The organism is Vibrio sp. AND4 (assembly GCF_000171815.1).
In the GTDB taxonomy this organism is placed as follows: domain Bacteria; phylum Pseudomonadota; class Gammaproteobacteria; order Enterobacterales; family Vibrionaceae; genus Vibrio.
Map to the genome: position 1 here is coordinate 126,276 of NZ_ABGR01000005.1, position 19,830 is coordinate 146,105.

Genomic DNA, 19,830 nt, shown 5'->3' on the forward strand with positions numbered 1-19,830 from the left:
AAATCAGTGAATCGAGCCTTCCGTGTCCAAGTGGAATGAAGGTAAGCGCCATTTGAAACGTACTGCCGCCATGCGCAGCAGGTAACCAGTAATCAGAGTCACAAGCGTCGCGGTTACATCTGGTACATTGAACTCAAGTAGCGCAAGGTACAAACCCGATGCGATAAGTGCCACCGACGCGTATAGCTCTTCATGTAACACAAGTGGTGTTTGACGACAGATCAAGTCGCGTAATAGGCCACCAAATACGCCAGTTACTAATGCGGACACCATACAGATACCAGGATGCAAGCCCATGCCAATTGCGACTTTGGTACCGATGATACTAAATACGATCAAGCCCAGTGCATCTAAACGAATGAATAGGCCTTTCAGCTTAATCACCCATTTCGCCAAACCTGTCGTTAGGACGCCAGCAACACATGTGATTGCCAAAAATTCAGGGTTTTGTACCCAACCCAACGGGTAGTGGCCCAGGAGAATGTCACGCACCGTGCCGCCGCCAATTGCTGTAGCACTGGCGACTAACATAACACCAAACCAATCCATTTTTCTTCGACCAGCACTCAATGCACCAGTCATGGCCTCAGCCGTGATACCAATGATATACAACACACTCAGCAGCATAAGGGAGTACTCAAATAAAAGGGCTCTTTCACCGTCCTTGATCTCAAGGAAACAGCCGCAAAATTTACCAACAAGATTTAAGCCTTGGGAAGGGCTTAACCCAAAAAAACTCACTTTGAGTGGCGTTGAATACGCCATCTTTAAGCTTAAAAATAAGGCGTGAGTGTAGTGGGAAATGTGATCTGTGACGAATGAGAAATAGTAGGGAGAAAGCGATTTTCAGATAAATTCAGCTAATAACCGAACGTGTTGCTTGGCTTTACCTGTTGAAGAAAAACAGCGACAATGCGCTGCGTATACCCACTTGAAGTACAGAATTGATGACAAAGCACGAATATCAAGACCTTATCGTTATCTTTAACGACACCTTTCTTGAAACTTTTAATACCAAGTTGGAGCTTGGTGGTGATGAGCCAATTTATTTACCAGCAGACCAAGAGCATCCGCATCATCGGATTATTTTTGCTCGTGGTTTTTACGCGTCAGCGCTGCATGAGATAGCCCATTGGTGTGTGGCGGGACCAGAGCGTCGTTTGCTAGAGGATTTTGGTTACTGGTACGAACCCGATGGCCGAACAGCAGAAGTTCAAGCTGAGTTCGAAAAAGTTGAAATTCGCCCTCAAGCTTATGAGTGGATATTAGCGAAAAGTGCTGGCTTCCCTTTTAACGTCAGTTGTGACAATCTACACGGCGATTTTGAACCCGATCGTCTCGGCTTCATGCACAAAGTGCACGAAGAAGTCATGGGTATTTTAACCAAGGGGCTTCCACCACGCGTTCAAATGTTATCGGATGCGTTACGCGCTTTTTATCGAACCAAGCCGCTGGAAATGTCTGATTTTATACCCAAGTAATTTCAAGTTAGGGTTCATGTAATGTGATTGATTCGAACCCGTTAAATAACCTCAGAGAAACGCCATGATTATTGAATTTGAAGAAAAACTACTAGAACTGATTGATGCTCGTATTGCAACGGCATCGGACGATGAACTGTTTGCTGGTGGTTATTTACGTGGTCACATTTCTCTGTCTGCTGCTTCTTGCGAAGAAGAGGGTATTAATGATGTGACCGAGCTAAAATCTCGCATCGAAAACAGCCTTCAAGATGCCCGCTCAGAGTTAACACCAGCAGACCGCGTGATCGTTAGCGATTTATGGCAAGAGCTTCAAGCGCAAGCTTGATTCTTGATGAGTTGCTACAGGCTTCTAGTCAAAAAAGAAGTGAAATAAACTCCTTCGAAATTTTCGAACCTCTCCTTAAAATTTTTGTGGTTGTGGCACACTGGTTCACCTTTTACTCTAGCGAATATAAACTGTGAATAGGGACTACAACCATGAAAATTATCGCATTTGGGGCTTCTACGAGCTCCACTTCCATCAATAAAATCTTAGCGACCTACGCAGCCAACCTTGTTGAAGGTGCGGACGTGGAGGTGTTAGATATCAACCACTACGATGTCCCTTTGTTCAGTGAAGATATAGAAAAAGAAATTGGTCAGGCAGAAGGCGCGAAAGCATTCCTTGCTGATATTGCCAAGGCCGACGCATTAGTCATTTCTTATGCCGAGCACAACGGGTTGTACCCAGCGGCGTACAAGAATCTCTTTGATTGGGCGTCACGTATCGAGCGTCAAGTATTCCAAAATAAACCAGCGGTATACCTAGCGACTGCACCAGGCCCAAGTGGTGCACAAACTGTGTTGGGGGTAGCAATGGGCTCAGCGCCTCACTTCGGCGCTGATGTTAAAGCATCGCTATCAGTTCCAAGTTTCTACGATAACTTTAATGTTGAAACGGGCGAGGTCCGTAATGCGGAAATCGCAGGGCAAATCGAAGCGGCAATGGCTGCCTTGAGTCAGTAGTTTTTTGTTACCGTCATCCACTCCCCCTCAGAAAGGGGGAGAGCTGAATTTAAAGATTGTTCCTCTGGCTTTTAAGACCGCTTTGAGAAGATAGTTATCTCGAGATTTGTCTCACTTTTAATAGAAAGGAGGCATAATTGAAACGAGTTAAAATTCAGTGATCGGTCTGCCTCTGCGCAGCTTTCTCACCCACATTCTGCTTGGGTGAAGTTCAGCCAACACGTCGACAGGCAGTGGTAAAGGGTCGCCACAGATTTGTGATGCCAACACTTCAGCCATGAGTGGCGCAGAGCTCAAACCACGAGAGCCTAAACCTAGGAAACAGAACAGGTTAGGGAATTGATGAATTGCTTCGACGTCTTGCTCTTGTCGACTCTGAAGATCCGCATATTGTGTTTTAATGGTTTCAAAGTCGCCAATATTACCCACAAACGGCAGGTGGTCACGGCTAACACAGCGAATACCCTGGCGAGACAAGTTACCTGAAGTATCAACATCTTTTGTCCAAGCTTGATTCGGCAGGCATTTCACTAACTTTTCAGCATTGTCTTTTTGCGCACCAAGGTCAAATTCGTAATCCAGATGGCTACGGTCGTAGCTTGCACCGATACATAAGTGTTGATTCTTCGGATTTACAGGTGTCATGTAACCATCGTAGCACAGTACCGTTTTCAGCTTAGACAGTGTTTGTGTCGCTGGTACGTGGCTAATTTGGCCTTTTACCAGCCCCATGTGTAGATTGGCGGTTTGGTCTAGTGTCCGGAACTCGCTGCCGTTGGCGATGACAACGGTTGAATGCTCAAAGCGTTGTTCGTGCGTTTTCAATGTCCAGAGCTGACGCGCTTCATCCCAAGTTAGCGACTCGACGAGATGCTCGAATTTCGCATTAAAAAGCCCGGTTTTTTCTAGTTGAGTAAGCAAACCACAAGTAAGCTCAGCAGGAGATAACCATCCACCCAGAGGGTAATGAACCGATGCCATGTCAATCGGCAAGCCAATCTTCTTCGCTGTTTCTTCAGCAGATAACTTATGAATTAACTCTGGAGTGAAGTTGCCTGTCAGCATCTTTTCCAGCTTGTCTGTAGATTTATCATTCCACATTAGTTGCGTGACGCCACACCAATCGTGATCAAATTGGATGTCTTGAGCTGCTTGGTCAACAAACTGACGGGCAAACAAAAAGCCTGGAGCAAATACACGAGAAACCCCTTCGTGTGGACCATTTAATAATGGGTATACCGCACCTTGACGGTTACCTGATGCCCCTTGAGCGGGCTGAGCATCTTTACAGTAAAGCGTGACATTCTGACCGCGAAGGACCAGCGTTTTAGCCAGAGCCGCGCTCGCGATGCCGCCACCAATAATCGCAATGGAATCATGGTTGGTCGACGCTGTGCGGTTGAACCAAGGTAAGTGGTTTGAGTGTGCTTTTCGATGAGGCATCGAGCCGGCAATCATGTCCCGCTTGGTGCCAAAACCTTTGACTTTTTTCATCGCAAAGCCCGCTTCATTCAGGCCGCGGCGCACAAAGCCAGCAGCGGTAAAAGTTGCGACCGTGCAATCTTGCTTCGCTAATTTTGCCATGTTATTAAACAGGTCTTGGTTCCACATCTCCGGATTTTTACTCGGTGCAAAACCGTCTAGGAACCAAGCGTCAATTAAGCCTTTCTCACCGTAAGGCACGAGCGGCATGCAGTCTTTAATATCACCAAACCAAAGGTCGAGCGTGATTGCCCCATCTTCTAAAACAAGGCGATGACACTCAGGAACGGCGGCAGGGTAGTGTTGTTGCAGTTTTTCGGCGAATTCGGCCAACTCTGGCCAAGATTGGTGCGCTTTTTCTAAGTCCGTTTTGCTAAGTGGGTATTTTTCAAAGCTGACGAAATGCAATTCTTTTAACTTTGCCTCTGGATATTCGCGACGAAATTCGGTAAACCATTGCCACACGGCTAAGAAGTTTAATCCAGTGCCAAATCCGGTTTCACCAATAACAAAACGTCTTTGGTCAAACTCCGGCCATCTTTGTGGCAGATGATTTTGTTTGAGGAATACGTAGCGCGTCTCTTCAAGACCGTTTACGTTAGAGAAATAAACATCATCAAATTGGTCAGAAACCGGTGTACCAGCTTCGTTCCAACCAAGTTCTGCGTTTTTTATCGAAGTCATAATGGTGCAAATATGTGATTTGGCGCGGTTAGAATTCGGCAATTGTACGGATTTCTGGGAAAGCTGACCACTTTTGTTGACTATCTTAGTTATCATCTAGCGGATTTTTGAATTATAGGAATGTCATAATGAAACGAGTCGTAATCACCGGTATGGGTATTGTTTCGAGTATCGGTAACAACGTCGAAGAAGTTTTAGCGTCTCTAAAAGAAGGTAAGTCTGGTATTACTGCATCAGAGCAGTTTAAAGAACACGGTCTTCGTTCACAGGTTTGGGGTGATCTAAAGATTAACCCGGCGGAGCACATAGACCGTAAACAGATGCGCTTTATGGGTGATGCGGCTGCGTATGCATACCTATCAATGCAGCAAGCCATTGAAGACGCCAACCTAACCGATGAGCAAGTGTCGAACGATCGTACTGGTATCGTTGCAGGTTCTGGTGGAGCTTCTGCATTAAACCAAACCGTAGCGACCGATACTATGCGTGCAAAAGGCGTAAAGCGTGTGGGTCCTTACATGGTCCCTCGTACCATGTCTTCAACCGTATCAGCTTGTCTTGCAACGCCATTTAAGATTCGTGGCGTGAACTACTCTATGAGTTCAGCTTGTGCAACGTCTGCACACTGTATTGGTCACGCAATGGAGCTTATCCAACTTGGTAAGCAAGACATCGTATTTGCCGGCGGTGGTGAAGAGCTAGATTGGTCTCAAACTATGATGTTTGATGCCATGGGCGCACTTTCAACTAAGTACAACGAGACTCCAGAAAAAGCATCACGCACTTACGATGCAGACCGTGATGGTTTCGTCATCTCAGGCGGTGGCGGTATGCTAGTTATCGAAGAACTGGAGCATGCTCTGGCTCGTGGCGCGAAAATCTATGGTGAGATCGTAGGTTACGGCGCGACTTCTGATGGCTACGACATGGTTGCTCCTTCAGGTGAAGGCGCGGTGCGTTGTATGAAGATGGCAATGCAAGATGTGGATAGCATCGACTACGTGAACACGCACGGCACATCGACTCCGGTCGGTGATGTGAAAGAGCTCGGCGCTATCCAAGAATTGTTTGGCGACAACAGCCCGGCAATCTCTGCAACGAAAGCGATGACTGGTCACGCACTTGGCGCAGCTGGTGTTCATGAAGCAATTTACTCGACCCTGATGCTCGATAATAGCTTTATCGCGCCGAGCATTAACGTAGCGAATTTAGACGAAGCGGCTACAGGTTTAGACATCGTGACTGAAAAGCGTGATGCAGAACTCACGACTGTTATGTCGAACAGTTTTGGTTTTGGTGGCACAAACGCGACATTGGTTATTAAAAAGTACCAAGCGTAAGCGACTCAAGCGAACTGAATTTGCTGGGTGAAATATTATGGTGTTCTCACATAGGTATGAACAAACCAGCGGACCAGTTTCCAGACCTTGATCAGTCAAGCTGATCGAACAGACGTAGATTCTATCCCAAGGAGAGCGGGGTTAGATCCTTTTGTTCTGGAACTTTGCCCGGCTAATTTAGCCGGGTTTTTTCTTTTCGGAATCTGGGTTTTGTCCACGCTAATTGTTGAGATTTTTCGAGAAACGGGCACAATCGATCGAGCTTCGCATCTTGCGATCAAACAAACTTATACAAATGGATGTTAAACGCTGGCGCTATGAAAATTATTGTTGATGAAAATATGCCGTACGCTGAAGAGCTTTTTAGCCAACTCGGTGAAGTGATTCTAAAATCCGGTCGCACACTGACCGCTGATGATCTCGTGGATGTCGATGCGCTTATGATTCGCTCGGTCACCAAAGTAAACGCTGAGCTGATCAGCAAAGCAAACAAGCTCAAGTTTGTTGGAACGGCAACGGCGGGCATGGACCATGTCGATCAAGCATTAATGCAAGAGAAAGGTATTTTTTTCACCGCTGCGCCAGGTTGCAACAAAGTGGGTGTTGCCGAATACGCATTCAGCGTCATGATGGTGTTGGCGCAGCAACAAGGTTTCTCGGTTTTCGATAAAACTGTCGGTATCATTGGCGCAGGCCAAGTGGGTAGCTATCTTGAAAAATGTTTGAAAGGTATGGGGATTAATGTACTTATTAATGATCCGTTCAAACAACAAGAGGGGGATTCTCGAAACTTTACTCCGCTGGCTGAATTGTTAGAAAATTCCGACATCATTACGTTACACACGCCAATCACCAAAGACGGTCTATACCCAACGCATCATCTGATGAGTAAAACGGTGCTAGATGGACTTCGAAGCGATCAGATTCTGATCAATGCTGCGCGCGGTCCGGTTGTCGATAACCAAGCTCTAAAGCAGCGTTTATTGAAAAACGACGGATTTACCGCAGCACTTGATGTATTTGAATTTGAACCAGAGGTTGATATGGAGCTTCTCCCTCTGCTAGCATTCGCCACCCCTCATGTTGCAGGCTATGGTCTGGAAGGGAAAGCTCGCGGCACGACAATGATTTTCAATAGCTACTGCGAGTTCTTAAATAACGAATTACGCGCGCATGCCAGTGATTTACTGCCCACTGCACCTGTACCTACTATGGTATTGGACAGAGCATGGGATGAAGCAACGCTGCACAACATCACGCAGTTAATCTATGATGTGCGCAAAGATGACGCCCTTTTCCGCCGCGAAATCAGTAAGCCAGGCTCCTTTGACCTGATGCGTAAAAATTACTGGGATCGCCGCGAATACAGCGCTGTCAAGCTAATGGGTAACCAAAAATGCAATCTTGCACCATTAGCAGAACTAGGTTTTCAGGTTGAGGTAAGTCAATGAGCCAGCAATATAATGTTGCCGTATTAGGTGCGACCGGTGCGGTCGGTGAAACAATTTTGGAAGTACTTCAAGAGCGAAAATTTCCAGTAGGCGATATCTTTCTATTAGCCAGTGAGCGTAGTGAAGGCAAGACTTGCCGCTTCAATGGTAAAACAATTCGCGTACAAAACGTAGAAGAGTTCGACTGGTCTCAAGTGCACATCGCTTTGTTCTCTGCTGGTGGTGAGCTGTCAGCAAAATGGGCACCAATCGCAGCAGACGAAGGCGTTATCGTTATCGACAATACGTCACACTTCCGTTACGAGTACGACATTCCTCTTGTTGTGCCAGAGGTTAACCCTGAAGCGATTGCAGAATTCCGTAACCGCAACATCATTGCCAACCCAAATTGTTCTACTATTCAAATGCTGGTGGCGCTGAAACCAATTCACGATGCAGTAGGCATCGAGCGCATCAACGTATCAACGTATCAATCTGTATCAGGTGCGGGTAAAGCGGGTATCGACGAGCTTGCGGGTCAAACGGCGAAACTGTTAAACGGTGTGCCTGCGGACAAGAAACAATTCTCCCAACAGATTGCGTTTAACTGTATTCCTCAAATCGATCAGATGATGGAAAACGGTTACACAAAAGAAGAAATGAAGATGGTCTGGGAGACGCAAAAGATCTTTAACGACCCATCAATCACAGTCAACCCAACTTGTGTGCGCGTACCCGTATTTTATGGTCACGCAGAGGCTGTTCACGTCGAGACTAGCTCACCAATTGATGCACAAGAAGTGGTGAATCTACTTGAACAGACAGACGGTATCGAAGTCTTCCATGGTGACAACTTCCCGACACAAGTTCGCGATTCAGGTGGTAAAGATCACGTCATGGTTGGCCGTATTCGTAATGACATCAGTCACCACAGTGGTGTAAACCTATGGGTTGTGGCTGATAACGTTCGCAAAGGCGCGGCGACTAACGCGGTTCAAATTGCAGAAATACTGATCCGCGATTACTACTAAGTCAACCAGACTACAACCCTTAAGCCTCGTATAATGCGAGGCTTTTTTGTGCGAACGAGGTGAAATTTTGTGAGATTAGTACGAATATGGTGAGCGCTAGACATTTTTTGCCCTCAACACTATCGTTTTGCGTGCTTTATCCGATATATTAAACTGATCATGATTCCAAATTTGTTACTAGCACCTAACTGAGCCCTCTATGCTTCAAAATTATAAGCGTTTGTTAGCAGCCCTTGTGCTGATGAGCGCGACTCAGACATCGTCTGTGGTTCGAGCCGAAGGAATTCGTCTTGTTGGACCTTCTGGCGAAGTGCAAGCATCTCCAAGCTATGCTGAGGAGATTGAGCGAGCGTTGCCCGCTCCACCCAAAGATGACCAACCGTCGCGTTTCTTCGGTCCAACTGGTCAAAATGAAACGCTTTGGTCGATTGCTTCTAAATTGCGACCATCTCGAAATGTTTCTGTACAACAAACGCTGCTTGCCATTTACCGTATCAACCCTCAAGCGTTTGAGAACCAAAATATCCACGAGCTGATTCCTGGCAGTCGTCTTCGTGTGCCTTCTGTTGATCAGGTTCAAAGTGCGACGACAGAGCAAGCAGTCGCGGTCATGAAAGCGCACCAAGCTCGCTTAACTCAACCAAAACCAGCGCAACCAGTAAAACCAAAAGTTGAGCAACCAAAGCCAGTTACTGAAGTCGCTAAACCTGAACCAAAACCAAAACCAGAAACGCTTAAGCCGGAATTACCAAAACCACAACCAATTAAAGTGGTTGAGCCGACAACACCAGTACCATCAGTAGCCACATCACCGCAAGGTGAAAAGCAGGTCAGTGCGCTTAAAGATAAGCTGCAAGGTTCACACAGTGACATAGAGTCACTAGAGGAAAAGAATCACCGTCTGCGTTTGATGCTTTCTGAAGTACAAAGTGAAGTTGAAACACTAAAAACGTCCTTGAATGACGAAGAGCGTATTCGTTCAGAAGTCGAAAGGTTGCTGGAGGAAGAGCGTCAACGTATTGCTGAACAACAACGCATGCAGCCGAGCGCCATGGATAAAATCTTATCGAATGGCTGGCTTGTCGGTCTTGCGGCGTTAATTCCGGGGGTGTTAATTGCCTTACTCGTCTTAATCTTGCTTGGTCGTCGTTCTAAAGCGAAGGAGGAAGAAGCGGCTGCGCAAGAGCAGCAAAGTCTTGACCCTCTCGCCGCGCCTTTAGGTTTGGCTGCTGTAGACGAGGTAGATGAAGAGCTTAGCCTCAATGATGACCTGTTTGGCGATGACGATGAAAAAGAAAAACTATTCGGAGACGAAGAGCAGCAGTCTGAAGAGGATGTTTTCGGTGACTTAGATGAAGATCTTGACTTCAATTTAGAAGGCGACGATGGGGAAGACCCATTTGCTAGCATTGGAGACGATGGTGATCTAGATGTCGGCTTTGATGATTTCGACTCTTCTAGCAATGGTATTAAGGTCAATGGCGAGGAAAAAGCACTAGGTCTTGAAGAAATGGAGCGTGCGCTTGATGAAGTGGCGCCGAATCCTGACGTGCAGTATGGCGATGAGGCAGGCTTCGATCTTTCTGATGAAGATGGTTCGGATGCGGATGCATTACCTGAAGATGCGTTCGCAGAGTTGCTTGCAGCGGATGAGCCAGCAGAAGCGCTAAACAATGACACCATTGACCAAGCTATGCTGGATGATTTGTTCGCTGACCTTGATAGCGATGATCTCAACTTAGACGCTGAGGATGACAATCCAGCTGACTCTGAAAATGTCGTCGCTTCTTGTGATGTGGCGGATGATGACATCGACGACCTGCTCGCAAGATACGATCAGCCAGTAACAAGCGATACAGCTGATGACTTGTCCGACAACCCAGACACCCCGTCTGACATTACTGATAGCAATTTAATTGCGGAGGGTGCCCCTGCGCTGCTGGATGAATTGATCGGTGAAGACGACGGTGAGTCGCTTAATGATTTGGATCCTCTTAGAGAGCTGGAAGACATCGCGGGTTTAGGCGAAGAGCCAAGCATCGATGCAGACAGTACTGACTTACTTGATGAGTTAGTCGACTTCGCAAATGAAGGTTCATCTGACAATGACTTTGACCCGCTTGATGAGCTGGAGAAATTGTCCGGATTCGATGGTGACGATTCACTAGAAGGCATTGATGAAAACAGTGTTGACCTGCTGGATGAACTTCTTAGCGATGAAAGTATTGAAGAAGAGCAGAGTAATACAAGCAGCCAAACCGACCCATTTGATGATCTGATTGTTGAAGATGAGAACGCAGAGCAGACAGAGAGCACACAAAGTGATGATGATCTTCTTGCTTCGTTAGGCTTTGATGCCCCCGAGCCTGCGGTAGAGGAAGCAAAACTTCAGCAACAACCTCAACCAATCAAGGATGCTGCAGCTGCTGTTGAGCGAGAAGATGAAAAAGCCGCGCTCGGTTTAGATTCCGGTTTTGATATTGATGCTCTAATGAGTGAAAACCAGCCTGAAGCAGAGATACCACCGTTAGAAGAAGCATCTCCTGAGCATGATCCTTTAATGACGGAGTTGGATGAGCTATTTGAAAGTAATAACGAAGCTCTGCTACCAAATGAACAAGAGCGTTCAGACTTTGCAGCAGAACTTGATGCTTTAATCAGTGATGACGTATTTGAAACGGATAGTGAAGAACAGCAACTAGAACCGCCAGTTGAAGAGCATTCATCAGAGCTGCCTGAAGCATTAGAGCCACAACAAGAAACAACTGTAGAGCCGATTACAGAACCTAACTTCACACCAACACCCAATACGGTTGAAAACGAATTTGGTATTCCTCAAGAGGAAGATTGGTTTGTTGATGAAATTGAGCCTGAAAGCAAAATTGAACAAGAGCCAGTAGCGGCAAGCTCGACTGAATCAGCGATTGATGAAGAAGAGTTCAACTTCGATGAGCGAGAACTTCCAGAATTCAGCGAAGAAGACGCCCTAGCATCGATGGCGGATGAGCCCGCGCTAGCGGAATCTGAAATCGCTGAGCTAGAAGCATCAGTTGAGCAATCCGAACAAGCACGAAGCCCAGAAGAGTCAGAACTGCCTGAATTCAACGATGAAGAAGTGCTTCCGTCAATGGTAGAAGAACCAGCGCTGACAGAGGCTGAACCTGCTGAACCTACTGAACTTGAAGCACCCGTTGCAGATGCCGTACAAGCGTCCAACACAGAAGACTCAGAAGTTCCTGAGCTTAGCGAAGAAGATACGCTTACGTCCAAAGCTCAACAAGCAGAATCAGTAGAACCAGAAACTGCAGAGCCAGAGACTAGCGCTACAGAACCAACTTCTGACAGTGAAGAGTTCAACTTCGATGACCTAAACTTGCCAGAATTCTGCGAAGAAGATGCCCTAGCATCGATGGCTGATGAGCCTGCGCTATCTGAAGAAGAGATCTCTGAGCCAGCACCGACCGTTGAAGGTGAAGACCTCAACTTTGATGATCTGGAATTGCCAGAATTCAATGAGGAAGATGCGTTAGCTTCAATGGGCGATGCACAACCAGAAGCCTCTTCAGAGCGCTCTGAGGCATATCAATCTGTTATCCAATCAGATAATGACCACGATGCTTTGTTTGATGTATTTGCGCAGCCGGAGGCTTTCAGTGTCGAACCTGAGCCAGTCGCACAAGCGGACTTAGAGTCTGATCTTAATGACTTTGAAGAGTCTGCAATGGCGAGTTTGTTGTCTGAAAACACTGAATCTGAAGTGTTTGATGGAAATCTAGACAGCGATACCATTGCAAGCGCTGGTATGGACTTTGAAACCATGCTTGATGTTGGTGATGACTGGGATGGCTTTAAGTTGCCGCCAGAAAATACGTCATCAACAACAGAAGTCCCAGAAGACCAGCGTGAAGTTTGGGGCTCTTCAGAGGCATTAACACAGCCAGAAATCGCACCAGAAAACTGGGCTGAGCAAGGTGACCTAAGCGACTTTGATCCGAAGAAAAGTCAGTTCATGACGATTGATGAATTGATGGCTCAGGTGGACAAAAACGGGAGTGAGTTTGAAGAGCAAGAGCTTAAGCTCGATGTGGGCTTGAATGAGTTCCCGGATGTAATTGGCGATATTGGCGAAGTCGATGTCGATACCAATGCAGAAGCTGCAGGCAAACTCGACCTAGCAAAAATCTATCTTGAAATGAATGATCCTCAAGGGGCGATTAAACTGCTAGAAGAAGCCATTGTTTACGGTGAAGATGATATTCGTCGCGAAGCGAAAGGGCTCATCGACGCGATTAACGGTCGATAAGTAAAGATGGGTAGCAGGGGCTGCCCATTTTTGTATCTGGAGGGACTTACGTATATACTTCCTGCCCCATTTTAGAGTTCGAAGGTTAAAATGAGAATCGCATTAGGTATCGAATATAACGGTACAAACTACTTTGGTTGGCAACGCCAAAGAGAAGTGAAGAGTGTCCAACAAGAGCTAGAAAAAGCATTGTCTGTGGTGGCGAATCATCCTGTCGAAGTACAATGTGCAGGTCGTACCGATGCGGGCGTACATGGCACGGGGCAAGTTGTTCACTTCGATACTAACGTGAGTCGTAAAATGGTGGCTTGGACCATGGGGGCAAACGCAAACATGCCAAGTGATATCGCTGTCCGTTGGGCAGTGGAAGTGAGCGATGATTTCCATGCTCGATTCTCTGCAACCGCACGCCGTTATCGCTACATCATCTTTAATCACGCACTTCGTCCAGGTATTTTGAATTCTGGTGTGAGCCATTACCACGGCGAACTTGACGAGAAGAAAATGCATGAAGCAGGGCAGTACCTACTGGGTGAGAATGACTTTAGTTCCTTCCGTGCGGCACACTGTCAGTCTTTAAGTCCATGCAGAAATATGATGCACTTGAACGTGACTCGTCACGGTGATTATGTTGTGATTGATATCAAAGCAAATGCTTTTGTGCACCATATGGTGCGCAATATTACTGGTAGCCTAATTAAAGTTGGGCGAGGCGAAGAGAAGCCTGCGTGGATCAAATCACTGCTCGATGCGAAAGATCGCAAACTGGCAGGTGCAACAGCTAAAGCCGAAGGTTTATATTTGGTGGATGTTGACTACCCACAAGAGTTCGGGTTACCACGTATGCCGATCGGTCCGCTGTTTTTGCCAGATAATTTGAACTAAATTTGCGATTTTGTTTCAAATTATCGGTACTTTAGGTTAGTTACGTACAAAAAATGTGCGTTATTAATGATATCAAAAATAGGTACAACCAGTTTTTTATCTACAGTCGCGGCAAGATATGTTTTAATCCGTCCGCAATATCCCGAATTTATATCTTTCGCAATGAAGCGGAAGAGTTGATAGAAAAGGTCTTCCATGAGTTGGCTTGAAAAGATTTTAGAGAAAAGCAACCTAGTTAGTTCACGTAAAGCTTCAATTCCTGAAGGTGTGTGGACGAAATGTACTTCTTGTGAGCAGGTTCTGTACCATGCCGAGCTTGAGCGTAACTTAGAAGTGTGCCCTAAATGTAACCATCACATGCGCATGAAAGCGCGTCGTCGTCTAGAGACATTTCTAGATGAGGGCAACCGTGTGGAACTTGGTACTGAGCTTGAGCCGCAAGACAAACTTAAGTTTAAAGATTCCAAGCGCTACAAAGAACGTATCTCTGCGGCTCAAAAGAACAGTGGTGAGAAAGACGCGCTTATCGTGCTGCAAGGTGAACTACTGGGCATGCCGCTAGTCGCGTGTGCGTTTGAATTCTCTTTTATGGGCGGTTCAATGGGTTCAGTTGTTGGTGCGCGCTTTGTTAAAGCAGTAGAAGCGGCGATTGAAAACAACTGTGCGCTGGTTTGTTTCTCTGCAAGTGGTGGCGCGCGTATGCAAGAGGCACTGATGTCTCTTATGCAAATGGCAAAGACCAGTGCGGCACTTGAACGTCTTTCTGGTAAAGGTCTACCGTTCATTTCTGTTCTGACTGACCCAACAATGGGTGGTGTATCAGCGAGTTTGGCGATGCTGGGTGACATCAATATCGGTGAACCTAAAGCATTGATTGGCTTTGCCGGCCGTCGTGTTATTGAGCAGACTGTACGTGAAGATCTTCCTGAAGGTTTCCAACGCAGTGAGTTTCTTCTTGATCATGGTGCGATTGATATGATCGTTGACCGTCGTGAAATGCGTCAGCGGGTAGGTGGTTTAGTGGCTAAGCTAACTAACTACAAATCCCCTATGGTGGTTTCGGTTAACGAATCTCCAAAAGAAGAACCATATTCTGTACCAGAAGCGGACGAAAAAGGGTAAAGTAGCAGCTAACATAAAAACCTAAGAAATTAATGGTTAACGTTAGATGACCCAAAACTCTATTCCTCAAGCCACATCTTCCTTATCGATGTGGCTTGATTATTTAGCAAATCTCCATGTCTCAGCTATCGACCTTGGTTTAGACCGAGTTCAAGCGGTAGCCCAAAAAGCCAATCTCACCAAACCTGCTCCTACTGTGATTACTGTTGCTGGTACCAATGGCAAGGGGTCGACGTGTGCGTTGATTGAGGCGATTCTATTAGATGCAGGCTATTCAGTTGGCGTTTACAGTTCCCCCCACCTAATTCGATATAATGAGCGTGTTCGTATTAATGGAGTAGACGCTGACGACCGTCTACACTGTGAAGCATTTGACTACATTGAGCAGCAACGCGGTGATATTAGCCTCAGTCTGTTCGAATTCGGTACGCTAGCGGCTCTTCGTATTTTCCAAGTTGAAAAAGTCGAAGTGGTACTGCTAGAGGTTGGTCTAGGTGGGCGCTTAGATGCGACAAACGTGGTGGATCACGATGTGTCAGTGATTACGAGCTTGGCTATCGATCATGTCGATTGGTTGGGGGATGATATCAACGTGATTGGTTTTGAGAAAGCAGGTATCTACCGTTCCGGCAAGCCTGCTATCTGTGGTCAACCAACACCGCCAGCGACCGTTGCCGCGCACGCTGACGATATCAACGCTGAGTTTTATCAGGTTGGTATCCAGTTTGATTATCAGTTGATGGAAAAAGGTTGGAAGTGGAACAGCGGTGCCTTTGCATTAGAAGATCTACCGATTCCATCGTTACCGCTACCTAATGCGGCAACAGCATTAATGGCGCTTGGTGTTTCAGAATTGCAAATTACCGACATTAATATCGTCAATGGCTTAAGTCGTGCCCGCCTTGCTGGTCGAATGCAGATTTTGCAAACCGGGCCGGAAATCGTCCTTGATGTCGCGCACAACCCTCATTCAGCTGAATACCTGGTAGAGAGAGTAAAATGTCAGTACGCGGATAAGAACATCCACGTGGTCGTGGCGATGCTGCACGACAAAGACATTAAAGCTACAATCGAGACGTTAGCCCCAATTACGACAAAATGGTACCCAGCATCGCTGACTGGCCCGAGAGCGGCGACAGCAGATGATTTGTGTCAACACTTACCTGATGGGCTAGTTCAGTTCCAAACTCCAGTGGCGGCGTTTGAAAGTGCGAAAAATCATGCTACTCAAGATGATGTCATCCTAGTGGTTGGCTCCTTCCATACTGTGGGTGAAGTCTTGGCGCATTGGCAATCAAATAATGAGTAATCAAAGGTAATTTGATGGCAAGTAAATTCCAAAGTCGTTTAGTCGGCACTATCGTACTGGTGGCAGTGGGAGTCATCGTACTTCCTGATGTACTAGATGGTAAGAAACTACACTATAAAGAAGAGTTTGCCAGCATTCCTATCAAACCTGAACTTGATAGTGATGTGGAGAACTTCCAGATATCAGCGCCAGTTGAAGATGACGTTTCACTGCCTGAATCTCCGGTCACAGCAACGGTAAATGAAGCTCAAGCAGCGGTTTCTCAGCCAGAGCCAGTTTCTCAACCAAAAGAAGCTAAACAGTCTCAGCAGGTTGACGTTGTCGTTCGCCCGGTTGAAGAAAAAAATCAATACGAAGATTCAGCTTGGATCATTCAATTGATGGCTTTGAAAAATCATGACAACGCAGTGGCGTTGGTGGAAGATTTACAGAAGCGTGGTTATCAAGCCCATGTAAAAAAAGAGTCGGCTTTTACTCGAGTGATTGTTGGTCCTGATGTATCAAAAAGTAAACTTGAACGACAGGTCAAAGAATTACAAAAAATTACAGGCTCAAAAGGTCAATTGCTTAAATTTAAGCCATTAAATCCATAAGAAAACGTTTGCGTCAGCATTTTTTCTGTTAAAATGCGCGCCAACTTAAGATGAAGAAAGTATGAATTGGTTAGATTTTGTCATTTTAGGTGTGATCGGGTTTTCAGCTCTGATCAGTTTAGTTCGCGGTTTTGCTAAAGAAGCTTTGTCTTTGGTGATTTGGTTCGGAGCATTTTTTATCTCCAGTAATTACTACGCCAAATTGGCGGTGTATTTTACCAACATTGAAGATGAGATGTTTCGAAACGGAGCCGCAATTGCGGCGTTATTCGTCGCAACCTTAGTGGTTGGTGCAGTGGTGAATTACGTCATTGGTCAACTGGTTCAAAAAACAGGGCTCTCAGGCACAGACCGAATCCTCGGTGTGGTGTTTGGTGGTTTACGCGGAGTACTGATTGTCTCTGCGGTGCTGTTTTTTATGGATGCGTTTACTGCATTCCCAAGCTCGGATTGGTGGAAAGAGTCACAGTTGGTCCCTGAGTTCAGCCGTATCATCGCCCCATTCTTCGAGCACTTACAAGCAACATCAAGTTTTTTGTCTGGCACTATCTAGTAGTGCCAGCTACTGTCGCAAATCGAGGATTAGGACATGTGTGGTATTGTTGGAATCGTGGGCACAACGCCTGTAAACCAGTCTATTTATGACGCGTTAACGGTGTTACAGCATCGTGGCCAAGATGCCGCTGGTATTTGTACCATAGAAAGCAATCGTTTTCGTCTGCGAAAGGCGAACGGTTTAGTGAGAGATGTGTTTGAAGCAAAGCACATGCAACGCTTGCAAGGCGAGGTGGGTATTGGGCATGTTCGTTATCCCACCGCAGGCAGTTCAAGTGCCTCAGAAGCTCAACCTTTCTACGTAAATTCCCCTTTCGGTATTACACTTGCCCACAACGGTAACCTGACTAACGCACACGAAGTACGTCAGAAGTTGTTTGAAAAAGATCGTCGCCATATCAACACCACTTCAGATTCAGAAGTATTGCTTAATGTTCTGGCTCATGAAATTGATACAGTCAAAGGTAATGTCACTTCAGAAGACGTGTTCCGTGCGGTGACGAACGTACATCGTGCTATTCGAGGCGCATACGCGGTAACGGCCATGATCATCGGTCATGGTATGATTGCATTTAGAGACCCGCATGGTATTCGTCCTCTTTGCCTTGGTAAGCGTGAAATTAATGGCAAGACAGAATATATGGTTGCTTCAGAATCTGTTGCGCTTGATGCCGTTGGATTTGATTTCATGCGTGATGTGGCACCCGGTGAAGCTATCTACGCAACATTTGATGGCCAGCTATTTACTAAGCAATGTGCGGACAATCCAAAACTCAATCCTTGTATTTTCGAATTCGTTTACTTTGCTCGTCCGGATTCATTTATCGATAAGATTTCCGTGTACAGTGCACGTGTTGAAATGGGTAAGAAGCTCGGTGAGCGCATCAGTGAGGACTACGCGGATCTCGATATTGATGTGGTTATCCCAATTCCAGAAACCTCTTGTGATATTGCATTGCAAATTGCTCAAGCGATCGATAAGCCGTACCGTCAAGGTTTTGTGAAGAACCGCTACGTGGGTCGTACCTTCATTATGCCTGGTCAGCAACAACGTAAAAAGTCGGTGCGTCGCAAGCTGAACGCGATTCGCTCAGAGTTCAAAGGCAAGAATGTTTTACTTGTGGACGATTCTATTGTTCGTGGCACGACATCTGAGCAGATTATCGAGATGGCCCGAGACTCAGGTGCGAACAAAGTGTTTATGGTTTCTGCTGCGCCAGAGGTTCGTTTCCCGAACGTCTACGGCATCGATATGCCAAGTGCGACAGAGCTGATTGCACATGGCCGCGACAACGATACGATCTGTAAGCAAATTGGCGCAGATGCACTGATTTACCAACGCCTGGATGATCTGATAGGAGCGGTTGGTTTAGGTAACCAAGACATTACTCAGTTCGATACATCGGTATTTAATGGCGAATATGTTACGGGTGATATTGACCAACAATACCTTGATTTCTTAGATGGCCTGCGTAACGACGATGCGAAAATACAGCGTGAGATTCAGCAAGAATTAGCGAACTTAGAACTGCACAACGAAGGCGCTTAGATCGCAGCTTTTACTACTCAAAAACCAGAGCCTTGGCTCTGGTTTTTGTTTTTTATGGTCTGCGCTTTTTTTGCCTTAGTGAGCTTTGTAAGCGATCACAAAGTCAATGAACAATCGAACCTTCTCAGGTAAGTGATCTTTGTGGTTATAGAGCATGTAGATGTCACGTGGGTTGGCACTCCAATCAGACAGTATGCGCACCAGATCACCATTTTCGATGTACTCTTTGATCATCACATCGGGCATCAAAGTAATTCCTAGCCCTTCAGAGCAAGTACTTCGAACCACGTTCAGAGCATTAGCTTGGAAACGACCGCGTTCTACGTTCACCACAGACTCCCCTTTGCTGTTGATCAGCGTCCACTTGATAAGTGGTGAGCCTTTCAGCAAAGAGTGGTTAGAAAGCTCTTCAGCGTGATTTGGGGCAGGGTTTGCAATGAGGTACTCTGGGCTTGCCACGAGGATGTCTTTGACTTCGCCGATTTTACGCGCAATCAAGCTTGAATCACGTTGTGGACCAACACGGAAAATGACATCCCATTCGGTCGGGTCAAGTTGATCGGCATTGCTTTCCGTTTTCAGCTCGATGTTGATGTCCGGGTACTGTTTCATGAACGCATTAAACATCGGCATCATCATGCGTTTTGTTAGGTTATATGGCGCAGAGATTTTAATTTTGCCCGATGCACCACGGCAATCATCCGTTATCTCTTCAGCGGTTGAGGTTAGGCGTTGTAATAATGGTGAGCATTCATGGTAGAAACGCTCTCCGGCCTCAGTCAGGGAGAGCTTACGCGCATGACGGTTCAGCAACCGAAGATTGACAGAATCCTCAAGTGCTTGAATGCGTCGAGTGATGGTTGCCACCGGTATCATGGTTTTTCGCGAAGTTGCGGTATAACTCCCATTTTCGACAACCAATCGAAATAGGTTCAGATCATCTAATTTCATATTTACAGACACATTCAACTATCGTTTATGGCTAATTGATTATTAACTTTGGGATCAAAGTTGGCTTTAAGTCAACATGTTGCGCCATTTGAACACAGTAAGGCACT

16 protein-coding genes are annotated in these 19,830 nt (G+C 46.2%); 13 read left to right on the forward strand and 3 right to left on the reverse strand.

The window, feature by feature from the left end; all coding sequences use genetic code 11:
• Positions 1-3 precede the first annotated feature (3 nt).
• Positions 4-627 carry a trimeric intracellular cation channel family protein gene (locus AND4_RS08615; protein ID WP_009842571.1) on the reverse strand — a complete coding sequence of 208 codons (624 nt, stop codon included), beginning with the start codon at positions 625-627 and terminating at the stop codon, positions 4-6.
• A gap of 320 nt (positions 628-947) precedes the next feature.
• Between AND4_RS08615 and AND4_RS08620 the strand changes: the two genes are divergently transcribed.
• The 3 genes from AND4_RS08620 (at position 948) to AND4_RS08630 (ending at position 2,489) form a co-directional block, all read left to right on the forward strand.
• Positions 948-1,481 (forward strand): elongation factor P hydroxylase, encoded by a 534-nt coding sequence (locus tag AND4_RS08620; RefSeq protein WP_009842572.1) that lies wholly within the window; start codon positions 948-950, stop codon positions 1,479-1,481.
• Between the two features lie 64 nt (positions 1,482-1,545).
• Positions 1,546-1,809 carry a YfcL family protein gene (locus AND4_RS08625; RefSeq protein ID WP_009842573.1) on the forward strand — a complete coding sequence of 88 codons (264 nt, stop codon included), beginning with the start codon at positions 1,546-1,548 and terminating at the stop codon, positions 1,807-1,809.
• A 152-nt stretch (positions 1,810-1,961) separates the two neighbouring features.
• On the forward strand, positions 1,962-2,489 hold the full coding sequence (locus AND4_RS08630; protein ID WP_009842574.1) for an NADPH-dependent FMN reductase: 528 nt from the start codon (positions 1,962-1,964) through the stop codon (positions 2,487-2,489).
• Positions 2,490-2,636: 147 nt separating this feature from the next.
• Here the strand turns inward: AND4_RS08630 and mnmC are convergent, their stop codons facing one another.
• The gene (mnmC, locus tag AND4_RS08635; RefSeq protein ID WP_043991572.1) at positions 2,637-4,655 is read right to left on the reverse strand and encodes a bifunctional tRNA (5-methylaminomethyl-2-thiouridine)(34)-methyltransferase MnmD/FAD-dependent 5-carboxymethylaminomethyl-2-thiouridine(34) oxidoreductase MnmC; all 2,019 of its coding nucleotides are present in this window, start codon (positions 4,653-4,655) and stop codon (positions 2,637-2,639) included.
• 128 nt (positions 4,656-4,783) lie between these two features.
• On the opposite strand from mnmC, the gene fabB reads away from it, so the two are divergent.
• The 10 genes from fabB (at position 4,784) to purF (ending at position 18,772) form a co-directional block, all read left to right on the forward strand.
• Positions 4,784-5,995, forward strand: a complete 1,212-nt coding sequence (fabB, locus tag AND4_RS08640) for a beta-ketoacyl-ACP synthase I (RefSeq protein WP_009842576.1) — start codon at positions 4,784-4,786, stop codon at positions 5,993-5,995.
• A gap of 317 nt (positions 5,996-6,312) precedes the next feature.
• Positions 6,313-7,446, forward strand: coding sequence for a 4-phosphoerythronate dehydrogenase (locus AND4_RS08645; protein WP_009842577.1), 1,134 nt, complete (start codon positions 6,313-6,315; stop codon positions 7,444-7,446).
• Positions 7,443-8,456, forward strand: coding sequence for an aspartate-semialdehyde dehydrogenase (locus tag AND4_RS08650; protein ID WP_009842578.1), 1,014 nt, complete (start codon positions 7,443-7,445; stop codon positions 8,454-8,456). Before AND4_RS08645 ends, AND4_RS08650 begins: the two co-directional genes overlap by 4 nt.
• Before the next feature lie 199 nt (positions 8,457-8,655).
• Positions 8,656-12,759, forward strand: a complete 4,104-nt coding sequence (locus tag AND4_RS08655) for a FimV/HubP family polar landmark protein (RefSeq protein WP_009842579.1) — start codon at positions 8,656-8,658, stop codon at positions 12,757-12,759.
• Between the two features lie 90 nt (positions 12,760-12,849).
• Positions 12,850-13,644 carry a tRNA pseudouridine(38-40) synthase TruA gene (gene truA, locus AND4_RS08660; protein WP_009842580.1) on the forward strand — a complete coding sequence of 265 codons (795 nt, stop codon included), beginning with the start codon at positions 12,850-12,852 and terminating at the stop codon, positions 13,642-13,644.
• A 195-nt stretch (positions 13,645-13,839) separates the two neighbouring features.
• Positions 13,840-14,766, forward strand: coding sequence for an acetyl-CoA carboxylase, carboxyltransferase subunit beta (gene accD / locus AND4_RS08665; protein WP_009842581.1), 927 nt, complete (start codon positions 13,840-13,842; stop codon positions 14,764-14,766).
• 46 nt (positions 14,767-14,812) lie between these two features.
• Positions 14,813-16,075 carry a bifunctional tetrahydrofolate synthase/dihydrofolate synthase gene (gene folC / locus AND4_RS08670; RefSeq protein ID WP_009842582.1) on the forward strand — a complete coding sequence of 421 codons (1,263 nt, stop codon included), beginning with the start codon at positions 14,813-14,815 and terminating at the stop codon, positions 16,073-16,075.
• A gap of 14 nt (positions 16,076-16,089) precedes the next feature.
• On the forward strand, positions 16,090-16,668 hold the full coding sequence (locus AND4_RS08675) for an SPOR domain-containing protein (protein ID WP_009842583.1): 579 nt from the start codon (positions 16,090-16,092) through the stop codon (positions 16,666-16,668).
• A 61-nt stretch (positions 16,669-16,729) separates the two neighbouring features.
• On the forward strand, positions 16,730-17,221 hold the full coding sequence (locus AND4_RS08680) for a CvpA family protein (protein ID WP_009842584.1): 492 nt from the start codon (positions 16,730-16,732) through the stop codon (positions 17,219-17,221).
• A gap of 36 nt (positions 17,222-17,257) precedes the next feature.
• Complete coding sequence (gene purF / locus AND4_RS08685) at positions 17,258-18,772, forward strand: amidophosphoribosyltransferase (RefSeq protein ID WP_009842585.1); 1,515 nt, start codon at positions 17,258-17,260, stop codon at positions 18,770-18,772.
• Between the two features lie 75 nt (positions 18,773-18,847).
• On the opposite strand, the gene AND4_RS08690 is transcribed toward purF, so the two are convergent.
• Entirely contained in the window at positions 18,848-19,723 is an 876-nt protein-coding gene (locus AND4_RS08690) for a LysR family transcriptional regulator (protein WP_009842586.1), read from the reverse strand.
• Positions 19,724-19,830 lie beyond the last annotated feature (107 nt).